Origin of the sequence: Nostoc sp., from assembly GCF_036917235.1 — a bacterium.
Taxonomy (GTDB): Bacteria; Cyanobacteriota; Cyanobacteriia; order Cyanobacteriales; family Nostocaceae; genus Nostoc.
Map to the genome: position 1 here is coordinate 20,742 of NZ_JBALDU010000112.1, position 23,380 is coordinate 44,121.

The 23,380-nt window shown below is 42.6% G+C and carries 21 protein-coding genes and 1 pseudogene; 6 read left to right on the top strand and 16 right to left on the bottom strand.

Going from position 1 to position 23,380, the window contains the following annotated elements; genetic code table 11:
- Positions 1–17 precede the first annotated feature (17 nt).
- Positions 18–2,123 carry a single-stranded-DNA-specific exonuclease RecJ gene (locus V7K44_RS32030; RefSeq protein ID WP_334937952.1) on the top strand — a complete coding sequence of 702 codons (2,106 nt, stop codon included), beginning with the start codon at positions 18–20 and terminating at the stop codon, positions 2,121–2,123.
- Between the two features lie 64 nt (positions 2,124–2,187).
- On the opposite strand, the gene psb30 is transcribed toward V7K44_RS32030, so the two are convergent.
- Positions 2,188–2,331: a photosystem II reaction center protein Ycf12/Psb30 gene (psb30, locus tag V7K44_RS32035; RefSeq protein WP_069068686.1), complete on the bottom strand. Its 144-nt coding sequence runs from the start codon at positions 2,329–2,331 to the stop codon at positions 2,188–2,190.
- Positions 2,332–2,601: 270 nt separating this feature from the next.
- Between psb30 and V7K44_RS32040 the strand changes: the two genes are divergently transcribed.
- The 3 genes from V7K44_RS32040 to V7K44_RS32050 all read left to right on the top strand — a co-directional run bounded on the left by V7K44_RS32040 (position 2,602) and on the right by V7K44_RS32050 (position 3,882).
- Positions 2,602–2,952 (top strand): YkgJ family cysteine cluster protein, encoded by a 351-nt coding sequence (locus V7K44_RS32040; RefSeq protein ID WP_334937954.1) that lies wholly within the window; start codon positions 2,602–2,604, stop codon positions 2,950–2,952.
- Between the two features lie 101 nt (positions 2,953–3,053).
- Positions 3,054–3,482, top strand: a complete 429-nt coding sequence (locus V7K44_RS32045; RefSeq protein ID WP_334937956.1) for a TMEM165/GDT1 family protein — start codon at positions 3,054–3,056, stop codon at positions 3,480–3,482.
- 97 nt (positions 3,483–3,579) lie between these two features.
- Positions 3,580–3,882: a TMEM165/GDT1 family protein gene (locus V7K44_RS32050; RefSeq protein ID WP_099100177.1), complete on the top strand. Its 303-nt coding sequence runs from the start codon at positions 3,580–3,582 to the stop codon at positions 3,880–3,882.
- Positions 3,883–4,023: 141 nt separating this feature from the next.
- Here the strand turns inward: V7K44_RS32050 and V7K44_RS32055 are convergent, their stop codons facing one another.
- Positions 4,024–4,950, bottom strand: coding sequence for a cobalamin-binding protein (locus V7K44_RS32055; RefSeq protein ID WP_334937958.1), 927 nt, complete (start codon positions 4,948–4,950; stop codon positions 4,024–4,026).
- A gap of 448 nt (positions 4,951–5,398) precedes the next feature.
- Here V7K44_RS32055 and V7K44_RS32060 point away from each other — a divergent pair, with 448 nt between their 5' ends.
- Positions 5,399–7,618 carry a hybrid sensor histidine kinase/response regulator gene (locus tag V7K44_RS32060; protein WP_334937960.1) on the top strand — a complete coding sequence of 740 codons (2,220 nt, stop codon included), beginning with the start codon at positions 5,399–5,401 and terminating at the stop codon, positions 7,616–7,618.
- A gap of 56 nt (positions 7,619–7,674) precedes the next feature.
- On the opposite strand, the gene V7K44_RS32065 is transcribed toward V7K44_RS32060, so the two are convergent.
- The 5 genes and pseudogenes from V7K44_RS32065 to V7K44_RS32085 form a co-directional block, all read right to left on the bottom strand.
- Entirely contained in the window at positions 7,675–8,121 is a 447-nt protein-coding gene (locus V7K44_RS32065) for a GNAT family N-acetyltransferase (RefSeq protein WP_334937962.1), read from the bottom strand.
- A 486-nt stretch (positions 8,122–8,607) separates the two neighbouring features.
- Complete coding sequence (pruA, locus tag V7K44_RS32070; protein ID WP_334937964.1) at positions 8,608–11,580, bottom strand: L-glutamate gamma-semialdehyde dehydrogenase; 2,973 nt, start codon at positions 11,578–11,580, stop codon at positions 8,608–8,610.
- Positions 11,581–11,928: 348 nt separating this feature from the next.
- Positions 11,929–13,299, bottom strand: a complete 1,371-nt coding sequence (locus tag V7K44_RS32075) for a protein kinase domain-containing protein (protein WP_334937966.1) — start codon at positions 13,297–13,299, stop codon at positions 11,929–11,931.
- Positions 13,300–13,412: 113 nt separating this feature from the next.
- Complete coding sequence (locus V7K44_RS32080) at positions 13,413–14,003, bottom strand: GUN4 domain-containing protein (RefSeq protein WP_334938020.1); 591 nt, start codon at positions 14,001–14,003, stop codon at positions 13,413–13,415.
- 129 nt (positions 14,004–14,132) lie between these two features.
- Positions 14,133–14,961 (bottom strand): annotated as a pseudogene (locus V7K44_RS32085) (serine/threonine protein kinase); the annotation flags it as partial.
- Positions 14,962–15,161: 200 nt separating this feature from the next.
- Between V7K44_RS32085 and V7K44_RS32090 the strand changes: the two are divergent.
- Positions 15,162–15,812 carry an HD domain-containing protein gene (locus V7K44_RS32090; protein WP_334937968.1) on the top strand — a complete coding sequence of 217 codons (651 nt, stop codon included), beginning with the start codon at positions 15,162–15,164 and terminating at the stop codon, positions 15,810–15,812.
- 145 nt (positions 15,813–15,957) lie between these two features.
- Here the strand turns inward: V7K44_RS32090 and V7K44_RS32095 are convergent, their stop codons facing one another.
- The 9 genes from V7K44_RS32095 to hpnH form a co-directional block, all read right to left on the bottom strand.
- A complete protein-coding gene (locus V7K44_RS32095; protein WP_334937971.1) occupies positions 15,958–16,686 on the bottom strand; it encodes a HEAT repeat domain-containing protein in 729 nt (242 codons plus the stop codon).
- Positions 16,687–16,856: 170 nt separating this feature from the next.
- Positions 16,857–17,699, bottom strand: coding sequence for a HEAT repeat domain-containing protein (locus V7K44_RS32100; protein WP_334937973.1), 843 nt, complete (start codon positions 17,697–17,699; stop codon positions 16,857–16,859).
- Positions 17,699–17,956 carry a phycobilisome linker polypeptide gene (locus V7K44_RS32105; protein WP_334937975.1) on the bottom strand — a complete coding sequence of 86 codons (258 nt, stop codon included), beginning with the start codon at positions 17,954–17,956 and terminating at the stop codon, positions 17,699–17,701. Before V7K44_RS32105 ends, V7K44_RS32100 begins: the two co-directional genes overlap by 1 nt.
- Before the next feature lie 82 nt (positions 17,957–18,038).
- Positions 18,039–18,908, bottom strand: coding sequence for a phycobilisome linker polypeptide (locus V7K44_RS32110; RefSeq protein WP_334937977.1), 870 nt, complete (start codon positions 18,906–18,908; stop codon positions 18,039–18,041).
- 149 nt (positions 18,909–19,057) lie between these two features.
- The gene (locus V7K44_RS32115) at positions 19,058–19,870 is read right to left on the bottom strand and encodes a phycobilisome linker polypeptide (RefSeq protein ID WP_334937979.1); all 813 of its coding nucleotides are present in this window, start codon (positions 19,868–19,870) and stop codon (positions 19,058–19,060) included.
- 708 nt (positions 19,871–20,578) lie between these two features.
- Entirely contained in the window at positions 20,579–21,070 is a 492-nt protein-coding gene (gene cpcA / locus V7K44_RS32120; RefSeq protein WP_012411562.1) for a phycocyanin subunit alpha, read from the bottom strand.
- A 91-nt stretch (positions 21,071–21,161) separates the two neighbouring features.
- Positions 21,162–21,683: a phycocyanin subunit beta gene (locus V7K44_RS32125; protein ID WP_289795183.1), complete on the bottom strand. Its 522-nt coding sequence runs from the start codon at positions 21,681–21,683 to the stop codon at positions 21,162–21,164.
- Positions 21,684–22,004: 321 nt separating this feature from the next.
- On the bottom strand, positions 22,005–22,160 hold the full coding sequence (locus V7K44_RS32130; RefSeq protein WP_334937981.1) for a hypothetical protein: 156 nt from the start codon (positions 22,158–22,160) through the stop codon (positions 22,005–22,007).
- A gap of 151 nt (positions 22,161–22,311) precedes the next feature.
- A complete protein-coding gene (hpnH, locus tag V7K44_RS32135) occupies positions 22,312–23,331 on the bottom strand; it encodes an adenosyl-hopene transferase HpnH (protein WP_094349680.1) in 1,020 nt (339 codons plus the stop codon).
- Positions 23,332–23,380: the final 49 nt, after the last annotated feature.

Below are 23,380 nucleotides of genomic sequence, written 5' to 3' on the forward strand. Positions count from 1 at the left end.
AACTCCTAACTTTTATTGTGCTAGACCGACCTGTATCTGAACTTTCAAAGCCTCGCCGACGCTTACCCGATCAGCGCTGGCAGATTTATCCGCAAAAACCAGAAATTGCCCAAAATCTGGCAGCTTTGACAAATCTTTCACCCATTGTCAGCCAGTTGTTGATTAATCGGGGTATGGAAACACCAGAACAGGTACAAGCATTTTTAGATCCAGAATCTTTAGTTTTGCCTTCGCCGTTAGAAGATTTCCCAGATTTGGCGATTAGTTTGGAGTTGTTGAAAAATGCGATCGCTTCTCAAACAAAAATTGCGATTTGTGGTGATTACGATGCTGATGGGATGACTAGCACTGCTCTACTTTTACGTAGTTTCCGCACTTTAGGCGCACAAGTAGATTATGCGATTCCCAGTCGGATGCATGAAGGCTACGGTATCAATAAACGCATAGTTGAAGAATTCCACAGCGAAGGTGTGGAGCTAATTCTCACTGTAGATAATGGTATCTCTGCGTTTGAACCAGTTGCTAGGGCTAGAGAACTTGGTGTTGCAGTAATCATCACCGATCACCACGATGTACCCCAAAAATTACCGCCAGCTAACGCTATTCTCAATCCCAAGCTAATAGCCGAATCGTCACCGTATCGTGGTGTTGCTGGTGTTGGTGTAGCTTACATTTTGGCAGTCTCTCTAGCGCAACAGCTAGGGCAGACTAAGGGCTTAATTCAGCCGATGCTAGCGCTGTTTACACTGGGAACGATCGCAGATTTAGCCCCCTTAACTGGCGTAAATCGCCGTTGGGTGAAACGCGGTTTACAACATTTACCCAAATCCAACTTAGCTGGGATACAGGCGTTGATTCAGGTAGGCGGCGTACAGGCGAGGGATGAGGGAGGAGGGGGAGCAGAGGAGAAAATCTCCAATCCAAAATCCAAAATCCAAAATCCAAAATCGCTAAAGCCTGAAGATATTGGTTTTCGCCTGGGGCCACGGATTAATGCTATTGGTCGGATTGGTAATCCTCAAACTGTGATTGAATTGCTGACTACAGATGATATGGGGGTGGCGCTGGAAAGAGCAATGCAGTGCGAACAAATAAATGCTTCTCGCCAGGAAATGTGTCAGCAAATTGAACAAGAAGCGATCGCTTATGTAGAGACAGAATTTGTTGCATCTCTACAGCAAGACCGTGTATTAATTGTTGTTCAACCTAATTGGCATCACGGCGTTATTGGCATCGTCGCCTCCCGCTTGGTGGAACGCTACGGTGTTCCCGTATTTATCGGGACTTATGAAGATGAGGGACATATACGCGGTTCAGCACGCTCAATTCCAGAGTTTCATGTATTTGAAGCTTTGGAATATTGTCATGATTTACTAGGGAAATTTGGCGGACACAAAGCAGCGGGGGGATTCTCTCTACCAGCAGAGAATTTACAGATGGTGCGATCGCGTTTGATTGAGTTTGCTAACCAGTGTCTTGAACCCCAGCATCTCAAGCCTCTGCTGAAAATTGATGCCGAAGTCAACCTCAATCATCTCAATCAGCAGCTTTATCAACAGCTTAATGCTCTGCATCCCTGCGGTATGGACAACCCCGATCCAGTTTTCTGGACACCTAATGTTCAAGTGATTGAGCAAAAAATTGTTGGTAAGGGTCACATCAAATTGACAATTGCCCAAACTATCGATAATCAGGAATACAAAATTAAAGCGATCGCCTGGAGGTGGGGCGACTATTTCCGCTTACCATCGCGAGTGGATATCGCTTACAAACTGCGAGAAAATTACTTTAACGGTAACACCACCATTGAGCTAGAGTTAATCGGTGTCAGACTGCCAATTCAGATTCAACAATTTTTTGTTTCGCCACCTACCACATCAAGCACCAACTTTGAGTACAATCAGCGACGGTATACTTGTGGTTTCTATAAAAACGGTATTGAAGCAGAATTAAGAATTAAAAATTCTGAAGGGAAAGTTTTAGCTATGCAGCCAGGACATATAATTGGTTTGCTAGGAATTAATCGGCAAAACGCCAAAGAAGTTGATATTTCTCAACCACAGTATGACAATATTATCCAAGCTGCCCTTCAGGCGTTATCAGTATTGAGTGCTGATTCATGAGTTATCAGTTTTAAATTCCAAAATTTTCTTCTACTCAGCACTCAGCACTCACTACTCAGCACTCTTATAGGTTGCCGTTGCGAAATGCCAGCACAAAGATTACTGCTGGGCCAGCAATCACAATTAGCGCCACAGATAGCAATTGGAAAATAACTTCCCAATTGATACTGGTAAAAGCGTTAAACAAGTCAGACACAGCATCAAACATTTTTCGTTTTCTCCTTTCAATTGCCTTAAAAAATTCAATAACTTAATTACAAAACCCGCAATCGATCATATCTGGCTATGGGTTGTCAGATTTAATTTACTTAACAAAATTATAAGAAAAGATATAAAAACGTAAAATAGGGGGATTGGGAATGGGGCATCGGGCATTGGGAATTAGGTATAAGTTATTCTCTCCTTGTCCCTAATCCCTACCTAATCCCTAATCCCTAATCCCTAATCCCTAATCCCCAGTCCCCAATCCCAATCCAAAATGTCAACTTGGCAATGTATAAAGCAATGTGGAGCCTGCTGTAATCTTGAGCCAGCAGAGCGTCCAGATTTGGAAGACTATCTCTCACCACCAGAACTAGAACTCTACCTCAGCATGGTAGGCGAAGGGGGATGGTGCGTTAATTTCGACCACACCACGCGAGAATGTCGCATCTACGCCAATCGTCCTCGCTTCTGTCGCGTGGAAACAGAAGTGTTTCAAGATATGTATGGAGTTGAACCAGAAGAAGTTAACGATTTTGCCATTGACTGCTGTCGCCAGCAAATAGAGGGAGTATACGGCGATCGCAGTTTAGAAATACTACGCTTTGACAAAGCTGTTGGCCTTTGACACTTCCACCCTCCTTTTTTGTATGTAGTTGCAATTTATGACAAAAATATGAGAAAATGATAGAAATATGAAAAGACCTTAGCAACCAAAACTACTGCCTAATGAAACTTGACTCTGTACCTTTGGAGATTTCTGGCATATCTCAGACTGAGGTTGAGCTAGAACTAAAAGACAGCAATGATTTTAACTTAACTCCTGCGATCGCTCTGTCAGTTCAGCCTGTAATTGCCGATAGTCCTCAAAAGCAGCAATCAGTGTTGGTAGTTTTTGGTACGACTTTTGTAACCATTTTCCTAGCAGAAATTGGAGATAAAACTCAGCTATCCACTCTGTTAATGAGCGCACAATCTCATTCGCCGTGGGTGGTATTTATCGGCTCGGCGGCGGCGCTAATAACTACCAGCCTATTAGGCGTACTTTTAGGTAGTTGGATAGCCAATCGACTCAGCCCGAAAACTGTAGAAAAATCAGCCGGCGTGATGTTGTTAGTAATTTCTATAATGCTGTTTTGGGATGTATTCCAAGGTTAGTTAAAAGTTAGGAGTTAGAAGTTACTAGTTAAGAATTAGGAATTAAAAGTTAGTAGTTATTCTCCCTCATCTCCCCATTCCCATTCCCCTTAAATATATGGATTGGCATTTATTAGGACTTAGCTTTATTACAGTTTTCTTATCAGAATTGGGTGACAAAAGTCAGCTAGCGGCGATCGCACTTTCAGGACGTTCTAATTCTCCACGTGCAGTATTTTTCGGTGCAGCAGGCGCATTGCTGTTGACAAGCCTATTGGGATCGTTAGCAGGGGGTGCAGTAGCCGAATTATTACCTACACGCGTCCTAAAAGCGATCGCGGCTGTAGGATTTGCCATTCTTGCTGCACGCCTGCTGTTATTTAACAATGAACCATCAGCAGATTCTGAACAAACACCTTAGAAAAGAATTCAGAATTCAGAATCTAGGAATCAGAATTACTCTTCGTGGAGGATTAGAATTATCTAATGACTCGAATTAATACTGAATTATGACCGGAGGCGGAGCGTCTCCGGCTCCGCTCCTGAGTTCTGAATTCTTAATTTACAAAAGTTCCCAAGCAGTTCCTTTGTAGCCGTATTGAAAAATTTCTGGATGCAAAATTTCTGCCAAAATTTCTAGAGAATCTACCAGTCGTGGCCCTGGACGATTGAAGTAAGAATTGCCATCAGTAATGTAGACTCTACCGGATGCGGTAGCGTGTAGTTTTTCCCACTCTGGACGTTGAGTTAATAAATTGGCTTCTTTGCGAGTGCGGTTTAAATCAAAGCCACAAGGCATAAAAACAATTATATCCGGATTAGTTGTTACTAGTGTTTCCCACGGCAGGATCGGAGAAGGCTGACCTGTAGCGCAAAATAGAGACTGTCCTCCTGCTAAATTAACTAATTCAGGAATCCAATTCGCAGCGACCATCAAAGGATCAGTCCACTCGATACAGGCGACAGTAGGTAGTTCATCTAAAGAAAGTCCTTGAATTTTTTGCTGACAGATTTTGACGCGAGCTTCTAAATTTTCTAAGACTTTTACCGAGTCTACGCCAAAGGTATTGCCGACTCGTTCAATGTCAGCCCAAACATCCTGGAGAATATTGGCTTGTAAAGAAATAATCTGAGGTTTACTGTCAATGAGTGTAGCAACAGCCTTTTCAACATCGTGTAAGCTAACAGCACAAACATCGCACTGGTCTTGAGTGAGAATGTGGGTAGGCTGCAACTGCTCTAAAACATCTATTTTGATTTCATAGATACTAAGAGCAGATTGCAATAATTTGTTCACTTCATCGTTAATCTGGCTGCTGGAGGCATCACTCTTTAAGCGTGCTTGGGTACAAATGGGGAGATTGAGGATTTCTGGAGGGTAATCGCATTCGTGCGATCGCCCCACAATAGCATCAAACAATCCTAGTGTCGTTAAAATCTCCGTTCCACCGGGAATCAGGGAAACAATTCTTACATCGCTATCTTTCATCGCTCCACCTCCGCAAAAGCTTGCCGTTACCTTAAGTTTGGCAGAATTTGAGCCATTAGGTATCTTTCTCTAGGAGAATCAAGGGTATTTTGCTAGTCAGTACTAAGCAATAAATTGTACTGGGGATTGGGTATGAGAAGAATCTTTACCACTCCTCAGTTCCAAATTAAAAATACTATACTACTTATACTACTTGATAGTAGAATTACTTAATAGTGAAATTACTTCAAATGCTAATTATCCCCTGGTAAAAATTAATCGTATGAAGTAACAGAAGTAATCCGCAAAATCTAGCTTATAACTAATCAGCTAGAATCATAAAATTTAATTAGAAAAATTATACTTTCCGGTTATGAAAAACCATCTCAAGTAATTGTAGTTATACAAAGACAGTTCTACTTTTTCCGTAGAACTGCAAGTCCAAATTATTTCTTCTTGAGGGCAACTAATGCAAGTGGTGTCAGCTAGAGATATTACAGAGCAGAACCAGGCCCAAGAGGCTTTACGAATCAGAGAAAATAGTCGGCGAAAACAAAGCCAAACACTGGTGCAACTGGCAAGAAGCAAAACCTTTCAGCAAGGTAATCTCAATGCCGTGTTGAGGGAAATCACAGAAACTGCTGCTCAGACGCTGTTAGTAGAGCGAGTTGGGGTATGGTTATATAATGAAGAACGTTCAAAAATTGAATGTATTAATTTATATGATGTCAGGACTAAGGAGCATACCTTTGGTAACTCGCTTTTAAAAACAAATTTTCCTGGTTATTTCCAGGTTTTAGAAGAGGAGCGTACTATTGCCGTAGATGATGCCAGAAACGATCCCAGAACTCAAGAATTATCCGAGTCTTATCTTTCAGTTTTGGGCATCACATCTATACTAGATGCACCAATTTGGCTAGAGGGTCATTTGGTGGGCGTAGTATGCCACGAACACATAGGTGAAGGTCGCCAATGGACTTTAGAAGAAGAGAGTTTTGCTGGCTCAATTGCAGATTTTGTGACGCTGGCTATAGAAGCGAGTGAGCGAAACGTCGTAGAGGAAGCACTGCGACAGAGTGAGGCACAATTTCGGGCGATTTTTGAGCGTTCCTCTGTCGGCATTGGCCTGATAGATATGAAAGGGCAGATAGTCGATACTAATCTGGCACTGTGCGAGATTTTAGGATGCAGCCGAGAAGATTTATACGGCAAGCGCTTTACAGATTACATTTCCATAGAAAGGGAGGATTTAAAACTTTACAAACGACTGATGTCAGGAATTCGCACAGACTTAAAGAGAACTTCGAGGGACGGTTTACAACTCTCCAACCATCAGAAACAGCTTGTCGAAAGACATCGTATTGAGATAGAAAGACGCTGCCAGCATCAAAATGGTAGCTTAGTTTGGACTCATATCTCTGTTTCTGTTATACCAGGCAGCAATGGTGAACCTGAGTTTTTTCTAGCGATGATTGAGGATATTACTGAACGTAAGCAAACAGAGTTGAAACTACGCGCTTCTCAAGAAGCAGCAGAAGCTGCCAGTCGAGCAAAAACTGAATTTTTAGCAACCATGAGCCATGAGTTGCGGACGCCTCTCAATGCGATTATGGGTTTGTCACAGTTATTGCAACAAGAAATAGTTGGCTCTCTGAATGAAAAGCAGAACGAATATGTAAGTTGTATATATAGTAGTGGTGAACACCTGCTGGCAGTGATTAACGATATCCTTGACTTATCTAAGGTAGAAGCAGGTAAAGAAGAACTGTTACTATCATCGTTGTCAGTGGCAGATATATGTAATTATGCCATCTGGACAGTGCGCGATCGCGCCTCAGAAAAGGGATTGCAACTCACACATAAAATTGACCAAGAAGCGGATATTTGTATTGCTGATGAGCGGCGCATCAAGCAAATGCTACTCAACTTGCTGACCAATGCCATTAAATTCACCCCAGCCGGTGAAGTATCGCTGGTAGTCAAAAAAGTACCGCAAGGGATAACGTTTACAGTTTCAGATACTGGCATTGGTATAGACTCAAGCCAGTTTCAATTTCTCTTTGAACCGTTTAAACAGCTTGACAGCCGGTTAAATCGGCAGTATGAAGGCACTGGTTTGGGTTTAGCCTTGACGCGGAAATTAGCGCGTTTACATGGTGGAGATGTTACCGTGACATCAACTTTAGGAAAGGGCAGTCAGTTCAATCTGTTTCTACCAAATTCAGAGCATCTGGGAAATGGGGAAAATGAGACAAATGACATAGATGAGATAGAAGAGGAAGCAAATTTTACCTCGTCCTCTTCTTCTTCAGTCATCCCCACAAATAAAACTATTTTGCTTGTAGAACAAGAGGAAAATACAGCAACAGTGTTGCAAGATTATCTCCACACAATTGGCTACCAAGTCAAGTGGATAGATAATAGTAACGACTTTTTGAAACAGGTACAAAGCTTCCAACCAGATTTAGTTTTTTTTGATTTGCAGTTAGTAAAAGATGTTCATGTTTTGACTTTGTTGAATATCCTTAGAAAAGAGCCTTATCGGGAACATTTACCGATTGTAATGATGACCTTTAGCGAACATTTAGAGGAGGAAATTGTCATGCTGCCAGGTAGTGTTAATGATTACCTTGTCAAGCCAATTTGCATAATCCAGTTAGAGTCAATTCTAATGAAATATTTTAGTTAATTGCTTATGAAAATACATTTTTATCTGAACATTTAGTAAGAAAATACTAGATATTTTTAACTTGGATGTGAAAATATTTTTCTCATTTTCACATGGAGAATACTAGCTTCTTCAAATATTTCTCCTTCTTCTATAAAATCCAGCTTTTTATATAAATTTTTCACATCTTCTTGAGCATGAATCACTACTTCTGGAATATTTTTGTTAGCTATCATCTGTAGGGCATTTTCCATAATTTTCTTACCAATACCTTGCCCTCTAACTGTCGATAAAACAGCTAACCTTTCTATTTTGGCAGTTTTATCATCTAAATATCTGATTCTAGCAGTACCCACAACTTGCACATTTAAATAAGCAATTAGATGATCGGATATTTCATCTTTGCCATCAAATTCTAAAGCGGGATCTACCCCTTTTTCTTCTTGAAAACCTGATTTTCTAATTGCTTTAATTGCTGGAAAATCTTTAGGTAATTCAGCAACTTTGATAACTAAATTACTCATTAAACTCTCTTTGATGTTAATACCTATTGTAGTTTAATGTGAGTTTGATGCACCTCTGGCTGCTTTGAACGAAAGTGCAAGCCTGTCCCTCTACGGTGTACACACAAGTTCTTAGTTTAACGTGTCGCGGAAGTCCCCACCTTCAATGTACTCATAAGGTGGGGATTGTGAGCAGTTCGACAAGCTCACTGACCACGGGGGATGAGGATTACATCTGGAATTGATTTTTTACGCAGTAAAAACAAATTCTGGATGTATAACGAATCCCTAAAATTTTCTGGTAAAATATACACTGTCTTGACCATCAATGCCGCAAGCGAAAACCAAGCTAATAGGTATATGTTGCAAGAGAAAAATTTGGGTCTTGGGAACCAGGACTTCTACCCTTGGAGGGAATGTCAGACCAAAAAAAACTACGGAGTAATTGATGGCTATTCCCGATGAATTGGGAAGCTCAGACTTCAGCCGTAGGCAAGTCTGAGTAGTTCACTCTGCTCCTTCAATTGGTGCAAAACCTTGACGCTGAATATTTTCTGTCACCGCGCGTGGTTCTAAAAATTGCAGTAAGTAATCAGGGCCGCCAGCTTTAGAACCTACTCCAGAAAGTTTGAATCCACCAAAGGGTTGCCGTCCAACGATCGCTCCGGTAATATTGCGGTTGATATACAAATTACCGACTTCAAACTCTGTCTGTGCCTGCTGAATGTGAGAAGGCGTTCTAGAATAAAGTCCGCCAGTTAAAGCGAAGTTTGTACCGTTGGCGACTGCTAACGCTTCCTGGAAATCTTTCACCCGAATTACCGCCAGCACAGGGCCAAAAATCTCTTCCTGGGAAATTACCGCATTTGGCGATACTTCACTAAAGATGACTGGGCCGATAAAATACCCTTGTTCGGGTGCTGGTAATTCCAAAGCTAATTGTGATTCTGCCTTACCCTTCTCAATATACTCGCGGATGCGATCGCGGGCATTAGCATCAATTACTGGCCCAACTTGTGTACTCGGTAACTCTGCTTCTCCAATGTTCAAGGATTTTGTCGCTTCCACCAACCGTTGCACAAAGGCTTCATAAATTGGTTCCAGCACAATCACCCTGGAAGCAGCAGAACATTTTTGGCCGCTGTAACCAAATGCCGACTGTACTACCCCCACAACAGCTTGGTCTAAATCAGCACTTTCATCTACAATAATCGCATTCTTGCCGCCCATTTCAGCAATCACCCGTTTCATGTGCTTTTGTCCAGGTTTTAAGATTGCCGCTTCTGCGTAAATTCTACAGCCGACTTCTTGAGAACCAGTAAAAGCAATTACATGAGTATCTGGATGATTTACTAAATAAGCGCCAACTTGCGAACCCTTTCCAGGTACGTATTGAAATACACCTTTGGGAAAACCAGCGTCTACCAAGATTTCTGTAAATTTCGCTGCAATCACAGAAGATGTTTCCGCAGGTTTCAGTAGAGTGCAATTGCCTGAAACCAAAGCTGCAACTGTCATTCCACAAGCGATCGCTAGCGGGAAATTCCAGGGAGAAATCACGACAGTAATTCCCCGTGGCTGGTAAATATAATGATTAGTTTCGCCGGGTATGTCGTAATTCACACCTTTATCTAACCGTTCAATCTCATCAGCGTAGTACCGACAAAAATCTATCGCTTCCGAAACCTCTCCATCAGCTTCCTTAACTGGTTTCCCAACTTCCAAAACTATCCAAACTGAAAGTTCAGCGCGGCGGAGTTCCATCAAATCACCCGCTTTCCGCAAAATATCAGCGCGTTGTTTGGCTGGTGTTTTCTTCCACCCAGGAAACGCCGCTTTGGCAGCTTGCATTGCCTGTTCCGCTTGTTCAACGCTAATCAACCCAACTTTACCAATTACCTCACTGAAATTAGAAGGATTGAGAGAATCAACAAATTCCGGTGGATTAACATACTCGCCATTAATCAGCGGTAAATAAGTTTTACCCAACTGTTGGCGAACATTTTGAAAAGCTTGCGCCGCCTTGGTTCTCACCTCTTCCTGGGCGTAATCAGTATCAGCAGCACCGAAGAAATGAGAGTTAGAAATTAAAGATTTCTTCTCCTCTTTGACAATCGGCGGCGCTAATAACTCTTCAATCGGTCGATTTTCGAGATTTTGCCGTAAAAAAGAACTATTAGCGGTATTTTCCAACAACCGGCGAATTAAATACGCCATCCCAGGCAATAATTCACCGTAGGGACAGTAAACTCTAACTCGATAACCCTTGTCAACCAAAGCTTTTGCAACTTTATCACCCATGCCGTAGAGGACTTGTAATTCAAAGCGACGGCGAGGGACATTTAAACTTTCAGCTATGGCAATGGCGCGAGAGTGCGATCGCACATTATGGCTACCAATGGCAGAATAGACATATTGATGATTTTCTAACAACAACTGAGTGATAGTTTCAAAGTTAGCATCAGTTGCGGCTTTATCGTTATAAACTGGCTGTTTCCAATGCTTTTGGGCTGCTTTGATAGTTTCTTGATCCCAATATGCGCCTTTCACCAAGCGGATTGTCAGAGGATAACCACGTTCTTTCAACCAGGAAATTACGTCTTCGGTATCTTGTTCGCTATCACGCAGATATGCTTGAATTGTCATGCCAATATCTGTGCGTTGCCGAAACTCCTCTTCTAGTAACAGTTTTTTCAGAATGCTGAGAGTTATATCTTTATAGGCATACTGTTCCATATCAAAATGCACAGCTGTGCCTAATTCTTTAGCACGACGTAAGAGAGTACGAATGCGATCGCTAACTCTCTCCTCACTACCTTTAGCATCTAATGGATCAAATTGGGAATAAAACGCCGTTAATTTAACAGAAACCTGAACTTTTGGGATTGCTTCGCCATCAGCCTCATCAATAGCCGGGATAGCTGCCCAATTCTTCGATGCTTCTACCAATTGTTGCATTAATTCTAGATAGCGTTCTAGATAAGACTGCGCTTCCGCTTCGGTAATCACCGCTTCACCAAGTAAATCGATGGTGAAAGCCATTTTTTCTTTTCGCAGTCGTTCAACTGTTTTGATGACTTGTTTAATATTTTCCCCAGAAATATATTTATGGGCAAGAGTCTCAACCGCTGTTCCAACAGTTGTAGCAGCAACTTGTCCTGGCATGGAGTCTGGATTAGCAAAGTTTAGCATTCCCTTCAAAGCTGCCGGTAATTCTACAGATTCATCGCCTAAATATTCTTGTAAATGTGAGGCAATTTCTGATTTACTGTGCAAAGCAGGTAGCGTATCTATAAAGCGAAATAGTTGCACCCGCAACCCAGGATTACTCATCGCCCAAGCTAGTAATTTATCATCCCAACGCATTTGATCCCGCAGGGAAGAAAAAAACGAACGGTTTTCCTGGGTTGCGGCTAGAAGTTGTTTAGCAATTTCTTGGGTTTTAGCTTCGTAGGTGCTTGTTTGTACTTGTAATACCACTGATAATAACTCCGTTAATCAAGGCAAGGCTTTTTGTACAAAGCCTATGTCTTCTATTTTGACGCTTTCATTTAGCTGTCACCATTATGCGGAATTCGTAATTCCTATACCGTAAGGATTTGATTGATTTTGAATGATAAGCTAAACCACATCTAGTTTGCATATCTAAAATTTATATAACTCTTGTGGGGTGGGCATCTTGCCCGCCGTAATTATGCAATTTAAATGTGGAACAGCTTATAGTTACGCCGTGCATTCTAGGGACTTGCAATTAAAAAATATTCCATTGTAGGGGTGCAAGACCCTACGACAGAGGTGGATTAAATAGATAATAAAATGCTGTAAACTCTACCATGACAATGCACTTAACAATGCCCGCTTAAATTCAGCTGCACTTTTAAAGTGAATTTCTGGCTTATCAACCAACGCCAAATCAATCACCTGCGCTAGGGGTTGCATAATTGTTGCATCTCGTTGGCGAATTGGTATGGGATTATTCTGTAAAACTGCCAGAAAGGGATCGCCTGTGAAGTTGCGGGGGAAACAACCTGTTAGCATATTGTAGAGACAAGCCGCAACTGCCCAAATATCTACCTCCGGTTGGGCATATTTAAAGTTAAGCACCTGCTGTCGCGGCATAAAAACGGGAGTACCCGCTTGAGTACCAGTCAAAGTTTGACCACTTAAACCAGCCAAGTCAAAGGCTTTAGATAAGCCGTAATCACCGATTTTAGCCACCAGTTTTCCATCAATATTAGTCAGGAAGATGTTACTCGGTTTGAGGTCGCGGTGAACTATACCTTTACCTTTGCCAAACTTACCATCAGCCAGTTTGACATAAGGCAGTTCAACATTGTGGGCATATTCTAAAGCGTCTAAAATTTGCAGAATAATCGGTACTGCAATCTCAACAGACAAGCGCCCACCCAGTTGTTGCATAAAATCCCATACAGTACCGCCCTCACAATATTCCATTGTAAAAAAGAAGATAATTTCCGAGAAGCCACAATCCATCAGTTGCACTACATGAGGATGTTGCAAAGCCTTAGTGTTTTCCGTCTCCCGGAGAAACATCTGCACAGCGAAGTCATTCGCCGCCACTGTTGGTAACATGACCTTTAAGGCTATGAACTTGCCAGACTGATTATGCTGTGCTAAATAAACTTCCCCGAATTCACTAGTGCTGAGAAGTTTGACAAGATTATAACCGCTAATTGCTTTGAGGTTGCGATCGCCACTCTCAGCCAAATTCAGAAAGTATTTGATGATGTCTAAGAAATAAGCCTGTTGTACTGGGTTATTTTTGACAGTAACATCGTCAGGGATGAGGGTTGGTAGATTGAATTGCTCTTGGTGTACTTCTATACCAACTTTAAAGACGGTGTGACCTAAGTTGATTTCGTCGCCTGTTCGTAAGTCATACTCTGGAAAGTGTAATTTTACAGCTTCTTCAGCCGTTTGATTTTGTTGGCGTTGTCCGATATTTTTACCGTTAATGTAAGTGCCATTTTTACTACCAAAGTCCCGCACCCGAATATCAGGAGGATTAATATCCAGTAGACAGTGATACCGGGAGATACCCCGATGATTTTCATCATCTGGTAACTGGGGATTACAATCTGGACTTCTACCGATTATGCAGCTACTGCGGCAATCAAAAATATACTGCTGTCCTAATAATTGTCCTTGAATAACGGTAAGGATGATTTTAGCTGGCATCTTAACAATAAAAAATTAATGCCCACGATCATAACTTACCTGTATCAGATATCACAGTGGTGAACCACTCATATCCCGCAAAGTCTCTGATATTAAATCCGGTTAAATACTGATTACAAATCTTGATGAGAAAGAAAACACCCACAACCCCACATAAAACCATGATGAGGGAGGGGAAGGTGTCCATAGGGTGCATTTAAATTCCAAGTACACAGGTGTCTGGAGTATAATATCCATTCTCCATCTTTTTTCCAACCGACGCGATCGGCGAAAGCTTCCCAAGTTTTTTTGTTGTAATTTCTAGTGCCGCCCAAACTTTGATGAATGCGCTTTTGCACCGAAAAACCAAAGCGTCCATCGCTGTATTTTACCCACAACTTGTCAATGGTACGGATGTCCTCACAGGGAAAGTTGTCAATATCTTGAGGGCGAAACCAGCCTTCCTTTTCTCTTTTAGAGACTGCTAACATAACTCGCGTCGCCTCTTCATTTGCTTCTTTCCACTCTCCATCTGCTAGTAAATCTCGCAATCGAGTGTAATCTATGCCCACAGCAGAGATTAACTTCATCTCAGGCAATTTTTCTCCAGACTCCGGCACCGATTTTAGACCTTTTGGGGATGGCAATGCTATATGTTTAACAATCCAATCCTTTACCCTGTCGCTAATTTGAGGATTAAATTGCTTTGGCAACACTACAGTCATGCCTTCCTCTGATTTTTCTTTATCTATCCCCAGCCATGCTTTAGACTCTGACGCCAATTGCGGAAACTCTGGGGATGCCAACGCCAAACTTTTGATATCTGAAATTAACTGTTGCCCTTCCTGTGGGCGTGGTTGGGTGCTAGCAATACCCAGCAATTCTCGAAACTCTAACACCGACTGTAGACGCTCTTGGGGTTGCAACGCCATCCCCTTGAGAATCGCATCATTTACCCTGTCACTAATTTGCGGATTATAATTGCTTTGGTGGTGGTAAAGGTATACCCTTATCTCTAAAATTAGCAGGAAAAGGTACTTCGTTTGTGAGCAAACTATACAGGGTCGCAGCTAAGGCATAAACATCAGTATAATGACCAAAATTGCCCTGTCTTTCATACTGTTCAATGGGTGCATAACCATTAGTTCTCTCGTTAGTCATGCTTCCCACTTGTCCAATGGTATATTCTCTGGCTAACCCAAAATCAATTAAAACTGCTTCTGATTTACCACAACGCAAAATAATATTATTGGGTTTGACATCCCGATGTAAAAATCCCTGTTTGTGGATATATTCTAAAGCCTGACCTACTTGGTCAATGGAACGTAAGGCTTCATCTTCCGACAATCGTCCATGCTGTTCAACATAAACACCTAAATCTTCCCCATCAATATATTCCATCACCATGCCCCAGAGTCCATCTTCTTGGATAACTTCATAGACTTGGACAATATGGGTATGGCTGCATCGGGCTAACCGCAAGGCTTCATTGACAAATTTTACCTGTCGCTGCTGGAAGTCTTCTTTACTTTGTTGAATATGGTTGAGGGTTTTGATAACAACTAATTTACCTGTATGCTGTTCTATGGCGCTATAGGTAACACCAAAGCCACCGCCACCAAGGACTTTTTGTATAATGAATCTTCCGTTGTCCAGATGTTGATTGGGCGTCCAAAGTTTCATTGATTTATAACTAGATTTATAACTTGTAAATATATTCGCGTGAACTCACTCCTAACCCTTTGCTGCAAGTAAAGGGAGGAAAATTTTTCCCTCTTTCTCCTGGCGGAGTTAGAAGGTGAGGTTCTACTTGAAGTCTTCTACTGCTGTTTTAACAGTATGTACTTGTTTTTTCCAATACTAAGAATGGGTATACTGCCTCTATGCCTACAGAAAACTTTATGGATATTTTATTTTATAACTGGCAACACACACTCCAACCCTTTGGCGTTGACCAGGTAGCGGCTGAAAAAGCCTTTAATCTCTTGGTTGAAGCTTATTCTACCCCTGGTCGCTACTACCATACACTGAAACACATCGATCGCGTCCTCAGCACAATTGAGGTTTTGCAGGGCTATACCAACAACCTAGCTGCTGTTCAACTAGCTGCCTGGTTTCACGATGTAGTGTATGACGTTGAAGCCAAAGATAACGAAGAACGAAGTGCAGACTATGCTTTTGAGTTGCTGAGTAATTTAGGTATTCCAGAAACTACCATAACTACCGTCACCCGTCTGATTCTGAACACTAAAGACCACCAAGCTGCGGTAAATGACTATGATAGCCAAGTCCTACTTGATGCAGATTTAGCGATTTTGGCTACTAACTCAGTTGATTATGAAGAATACGCCCATGCTATTCGTCAGGAATATGGCTGGGTGGCAGAGGCAGACTATATCACAGGTCGTCAGAAAATTTTAGAAAGATTTTTACAGCGATCGCGTATTTATTTTACGCCTTTAATGTCAGAGTTTGCCGAACCATCTGCTCGTGGCAATATCCAGGCAGAAATTCAGTCTTTATCGCCTGGTTAGTTTTAGAAAAACTAAGGTCTTGGGAACCAAGACTCCCCATCGGAGAAGCGAATGTAAGACCAATAAAACAAGGAGTTCTGAAGGCTATCCCCGATGAATTGGGAGACCTAACACCATACCGCAAGGGCGGTTGGTGTCTGGTAATTTACCGTCTGCCACCACCACGATGAGGTATTTCAGACACTTCAGCATCTTCTAGCTTTCTTTTTGGTGCAAACATTTCTTGATGCTGTTGCTGTTGAATTTTTTCCTGTGCAAACTTTACACGGGTGCGAACTCCTACATCGGCATCATTATCGAGTATTTGCTGAAGTTGATTTGTAATCCGCGATGCTCGATCGGGTAAAGTGACTGCTATGGCGATGGCTAGTGTTTCTAAACTCGTCACTGCTGCATAGCGCACTATCCACTCTGGATCTTGAGAAATTAGTAATAGCGCCTCTAATACTTGAGTCTGAACAGATTCCACTTTCTCAGCAGGTAGTTGATGCAAGCGCAAAGTGCCTAATCCTCTGGCAGCTGCTCGCCGCACACTTAAGGAAAAATCAGTTTTTGCTGCCTCTAACAAGGTATCGAGCGCCCGAACATCGCCAATTCCCGCTAAGGCACGGATAGCCCAAGCTCTAGCACTGTAGTTGTAGTCATCAATTAGTTCCAATAGTGACGGTACTGCGGCTTCTCCGATCGCAATTAGTCCATCTACTGCCGCCACTGCTGCCCCTGGATTGTTGTAGCCCAAAGCTGCAATCAGAGTGGGAACAGATTCCTCTATGCCAGCTGCCGCTAACTCCTGAACTGCGTCTAATAAGCGATCGGAGGAGTCTGCTTCTTCCACAGCACGAATTAATATTTGGGCAAGGTCACTGTTATTCATAATAATTTGCCATCAGTCATTAGGGATCTGCCAATTGTAGCTTAAGTCCTCCGTAGTTGACATCAGACATAAACCCCCTAGCCCTTATCTCGTAGTTATGTTAGGGGTTTATGTGTGATAAACAATTGATTTAAGCGTATTAATAACGACTAATGCCTGGGAAATTATAACTACAATAGCGAGTCCATCAAATTTATCACTTTAATCGCACCATCTGACAAAGTGCTTGTTGCTGTGTGCTTAACTTGATGTTCTAGTAATCCTTTAAGAGAAATTAGCTTTAGACTATTTTCCGCAAGAGTTTCGGCGATCGCATCTGCTGCGGGTAGATAGCCAATTGCTCCCAAGTCTGCTAACACTGCTCGACGCAATTGCAATTTTTCTCCTGCCAGAGCTTTTACTAACCGTTCTCCATAAACTGGTTCTTGGGTTAATTGATACATCGCTCGTGCGGCAGCATATTGCACTAATTCTATTGGATGCTCTAAAAATGGTTTTACCAAGGGGACGCACTCAGTCGCCCTCAAGGCTCCCAAGGCTTCTAAAATGGCTTCGTAGGGTTGAGATAAATCAGGCTGTGATATCAGCTGCTCTCCTTGCAAACCTACTTGTAATAACTCAATCAGGGCGGGAATGCAAACCGGATCGCCCAGCATTTCTAAGGATTGTGCCGCTGCTTCCCGGACATAAAAATCTGAGCAGTCTAAACACGCAATTAAAGGTGAGACTGCTTGGCGATCGCCTAGTTTCCCTAAAGCCCTAGCTGCGTTCCGTCGCAGAGGATATCCGCCCTCTGGTGTTCTGTCGGCTTCATCCTCTAACGCTTTAATCAATCGTGTAACCGCAGCTGCTTCACATATCCGAAACCTACCCAACCACCAAGCAGCATAAAATCGCAGACCTAAATCTGCACTCTCAAGATTAGCGATCGCTTGCTCTACTGTTAAAGATTCACCATCGCCAGAGTTACTTGTCGGTGATAAATCTTCAAATTTCTGCGGACTAGAATTCATTATGAAGAAGGAGGATCGCTTTGTTCGCTATCTGTTTTAGCTTCAGCGTTCAATGGCTGAATGCTGACTATTTTGCCACCCAAGCGAGTAATCCGCTGCATTTCTTGATTCATCCGGTTCTCAGGTACTGTGAAAAACACAGTTGCACTAGAACGAATGGGATAGTTGGTTTTTTCAGTTTCTTCGCTTTGGCGCAGACCTACTACTTCATACCGAAAGTAGCGACTACTCGTTCTACTACTAGTTGATCCAACCATAAAATTAATTCCCTATTTTAAATTGTCATTAGTCTTTTGCCTTTAATAATGACTAATGACTAATGACTATTGACAAATGGCACTAAAGAGGCTTCACACTAGCTATTTTACCACCTTGTTTTACCACTCTCTGGAAGTAACTAGATAGTTCTTCATAAGGTATAACCACGGCTTGATTGACGCGGCGTGTGCTAGGATAACCAGCTCCAAAAACACCTGCTACTTCAATGCGGTAAAGTCTGCCTTCTTTACCAAAGGTTCCCGCACCACCAAAAGTACTGTTGGGGGTAACGCCTTTTTCAGAAGCAACGTATGAAAAGCCTGAGGAAGCACCAGAGGGAGGAACAACCACGGATGCGCTATTGCGACCTAGTTCGCTAGCAAGGCGAGAAGATTTGCCTTTGAGTTGGGAGGTATCGCTGCTGGCATAGCCGCGATAAAGTTGGAATATCCGGCTAAATCCGACAGTTTTCTGTCCTGTTTGGGTACTAAAGCCACGATAGTAAGGCACTATATTTTCACCAAAGCTAGATTGATACTCTGGCGAATCAATATAAGAATCAATGTCGGCTTCATATCCCTTGGTTTGATACAAGTCTAAGTGATAGACGACATCAGACTCATCATAAGGGGCACGACCCAACAAATGTTTGTAGTTTAGTTCAATGACGCGAGTTTGGAAGTTGTCGTAGAAAAATTTGGTTTTGTACAGTTCTGATTTAGCTACTTGACGCACAAACTCTTGCACTGTATTTTTGCCATCGCGCAGGATAGATTCAGCACTTGTCAGGCGGTCAGATGCCAATATGTAGTTATTGCCCAACACCTGACGATAGACGGCAGAAATTACTCTCTCAATGTCTTCTTTGGTTGCATTCGGACGCAATTCCACAGGAGACTGATCGCTAAAAGGTTCTGTTCCCAAACGGGAAGCTGCTGTTGTAATAGCCATTGGTAATTTTCCCTTTGTAATTAATAATTGGGGACCGGGGATTAGGGATCGGGGATTGGGTACTGGGTATTAGGTATTGGTTATCCCCTTTATCCTCTTAGTCCCAATTCCTAGTCCCCAGTCCCCAGTCCCCAATCCCCAGTCTCTATTTATACGGCTGTAATGCTAATAACCTTACTGCCCTTGCGATTCAACTGCTGCAATTTACTAGAAAGTTGCTCGTAGGGTACGATCAATTCCGCAGTACCGCGCCTTACTACAGTTGAGTTTGGGGAAGCTGCTTGTAGCACTCTGATCCGGTATGTTTCGCCACGACCACCTGTAGAGAGGCCAGTTAAAGCTCCGGCAGAGACTGGATAAATGGGTGAAGCTAGATTCTTAGCCACTTCCCAAGTTAGCCGTCCTTGTTTTTGTCCTTGAGCGCGATCGCTATTGGCATAACCCCGATACAGTTGGAACAATCGGCTATAGCCAACGTTTTTCTGTCCTACTTGACTTCTAAAGCCTTTATAGTAGGGGACAATATTTTCGCCAAAACTCTCTTGATATTCTAATGAGTCAATGTAGGAATTAATCTCAGCTTCGTAACCTTGTGAGTTGTAAAGCTCAACATGGTACGAAATCTCTGACTCATCTTCTGGGGCACGCCCCAATAAATGCTTATAATTCAACTCGATAAACCGAGTTTGGGAGTTGGAGTGGAAAAACTTATCCCGATAGAGTTCTGATTGAGCAATGGCTAGCACAAATCCCCTAACGGTGATTGCACCTTGCTGCAACAGTGATTCTGCACTCTCTAGACGATCTCCTTCTAGTAGATATGCGTTACCCAAAACCTGACGGTAAGCCGCCCGGATAACCACTGCTACATCGGCTTCTGTTCTATCAGGGCGTAGTTCTACTGGTGCTGAATTTTCAAACGCTCCAATCCCTAATCTTGCTGCTTGTCCCAAAGCTGCCATCTTTAAAACCTCCTCAGTTTTAACTGCAAAACTGAAAACTTTTTAGAAAATTTTTTCTAGTCTTTTAACAGTCTTTTTGAAATTTGACACTCACCTTACCTAAAGTAAGGCGATTTTTAAGACATAGCTGCCTTAATATCCTGTTTCCACAGGTTCCCAGGCTCACCCTATCGGTTTGGCAGTCCCTCATGGGGAAGAAACCTCCAGACGTTCTCTCTTTGCCAGACACTACGCATAGCTTGCTTCCTCAATAGGGGACGCGGACTTGCTAACGTTGCGCTAGCGTTTTTCCTTCCCTACGCAACACTCCGCAAACACGTAGCGTCTCGTAAGAGAAGGGAGAAGATTGCGCTCGCTGCCTCACCACATTTGCCACAAGGGCGTAGTGATATCTCCTTACGTTATTTCGGGCGTATACTTTCCCCTAGTCAGAGGGTAGGTTTTTAAATCTTGTACTGACAAAAATATTGTGCCAATTGACGGTAGCTAAAAAGAGGCACTGGGTTGTGAACTTTCCCAAAGTTGTAGCAAATACCGTGCTACCTCGGCAGCTTTCATCCCTGTTCTAAAGCAAAAAATACAGAACTACGTTCCTCTTTCTCCAGGGTTTTCAGCTAGCTTTTCTTAAAAAACTGCCCGGAGAGGTAAACAACTCATAGAACTCACTTGTCATAAGAGCTGATTTCCTCTCCGGGCTAAAGAAACACTCTAGCTTAGAGTATTGATTACGTAGTCGATGTAGGAATTTGCTTCAACAGCTGGGTCGCCGCTGAGGCCGTGGTTAGCTTTGATGTACTTGAGAGCTTCAATGTACCAGCTAGGAGACAGATCAAAAGTCCGGTTGATTTCAGCCAAGCCAGAAATCAAGAAATCATCCAAGGGGCCTGTGCCACCAACAACTAAAGCGTATGTGATAATCCGCAAGTAGTAGCCGACATCACGTACACACTTGCCTTTACCGCGCGCATCAGACGCGAAGTTAGGGCCTTGTTGTTGAGTGGTGTAAGGGAACTTGTTATACACTGCTTGAGCAGCACCTTCGGTCAAGCGTTGAGCATTAGCGCTCAATGCTTTTGCTGCTTGTAAGCTAGCAGGAGCTTGGCGGAAGCGACCAAAAGCAACTTGAATTTCGGTGCTGCTGAGGTAGCGTCCTTGAGAATCAGCCGATGCGATTGCTTCAGTTAGAGGTGTTTTTGTCATTTTGGTATTTCCCTTTTACAAACGTTATGGTTGAAATTTCGTTTTGTCCTATGGACAATTATTTAGTCAACATCAGCAATGCAAGCTTTGCTTAAGCTACAGCAGCAGCAGCACGATCGAAATAGCTAGCTATTTCAGATGCCAAAGCACTGCAATCGCCTCTGGTGATATTGTTTGTATCGTTGACAATTGCCAAAGAAGCTTGTTTCAGCTTTTGAATACCAACAGCAACTGAAGCTCCTGGAGTTCCCAATGCCAAGTAGGTTTCCCGCAATCCATTGAGGGCACGATCGTCTAGCACGCTGGAATCGCCAGCAAAGATAGCGTAGGTGATATAGCGAAGAATGATGTCCAAGTCTCTGATACAAGCAGCTGCACGACGGCTGGTGTAAGCATTACCACCGGGAGTGATCAATTGGGGTTGTTCTGCCCACAAATCACGAGCCGCAGCAGCAACAAGAGCTGACGCATTGCTGGTAATACGGTTAACAGCATCTGCACGCTTGTTACCATCTTTTACTAGTTCGCTCAATGCATCCAATTGTGCATCAGAGAGATATTCGCCGCGTGTATCAGCTTGGGAAACTACTTTTGCAAATGCATCTAAAACCATTGCGTTAAATCTCCTAATTTGCTTGGTTAAGAATAATTGGACTCAAAACTGAATGGTTCAGTTCATTTTTGATGTCAGCACTGCCTGACGAGTTACGAAAGGTTTAAAACAGACATCCAACGAAATAAGTTTACGATCTCCAGGCTTTCAGATTAAAACTTTTGTTAAAAAACTTCAAACTTCTATGAACGACTGGAAAACCTGATTAAGATGTTGTTTTTTACTTCCAAGTTCTCTTTATACAATGCTGCCGCATCATAATTTATTACAAATTATTGTTATGTTTGTGAAATTTATTTACATAACTTCATATTTTGGACTCTATTTTAGTTTACGAGCCGAGCGCTGATCGTAGGCTAGGATTTCAAACTGCGGGGCTAGTGGTGAGTCAAAAATAGTGGGCGATCGCTGCAAATCTCCTCCAGTACCACTGATAATAAGTAGGCGTTGGCCAGTGCCACGAATCTCATAATACATTTGCATGCCACGAAAAATACAAATGGCATAAGTATTTTCCCTGAGGAATTTCGGCGAATTTGGCTGAGGGAGCGATCGCAATATTTCCAAATAAGCATCCTTAAAGGGTGCATAGGCATAGCACCCTTTAATATGTAGTATTTACTACTTACTAATTCCTACCAAACACACTGCCAAGGGCACGCGCCATATTTTGCGGCTGCATTGCATCCATTGCAGCGGTTGGTTCGTAGCCACAATGAACCATACAATCGGCACACTTAGGATTACCACTCTTCTGTCCGTATTGACTCCAATCAGTTTGTGCGAGTAATTCCTTAAAGGTAGAGTAATAACCTTCGTTTAGCAGATAGCAAGGTTTTTGCCAACCGAGAACGCTATAACTAGGACTACCCCAAGGTGTACATTCGTAGTCCTTCTCACCCGTGAGAAAATCTAGGAACAAGGGATTGTGATTGAAGTTCCAGTTTTTTTCACCACTTTTGTAGGGAGCCAAAATTTCTCGGAAGAGGGCGCGGGTTTGTTCGCGGTGGAGAAAATGATCTTGATCTGGTGCCCACTCGTAACTGTAGCCGGGAGAAATCATCATCCCGTCAGTATTTAGTGTTTCCAGAAAGTTAAAGAACTCTTGCATATCTTTAGGTTCAGTACCTTCAAAGATAGTGGTGTTAGTGGTGACACGAAAGCCTTTAGCTTTAGCGGCGCGAATAGCTTTGACAGCAATATCAAAAACGCCTTTACGATCTACGCATTGATCGTGTAATTCCCGCATTCCATCTAAATGCACGCTGAAAGTTAGGTAAGGAGAAGGTTGAAACTTATCCAGGCTCTTTTCTAATAACAAACCATTGGTACACAAGTAAATATATTTCTTGCGCTCAATTAATCCCTGGACAATCTCATCAATCTGGGGGTGCAGCAAAGGTTCTCCCCCAGGAATGGAGACAACTGGTGCGCCGCACTCTTCCACAGCGGCGAAACACTGTTCTGGGGTGAGATTTTGCTTTAATATTTCCTTTGGATGTTGGATCTTACCACAACCAGTACAAGCGAGATTACACCGAAAAAGAGGTTCCAACATCAACACTAAGGGAAAGCGTTTGCGTCCTTTCAAACGCTGTGTAACAAGATACTTCCCAATATCCATAGCTTGTTGTAGATTAACTGCCATTGTTGCGATCGCTCCTCTTTTAAAGATAAATGCACCACTTTCTCAACCC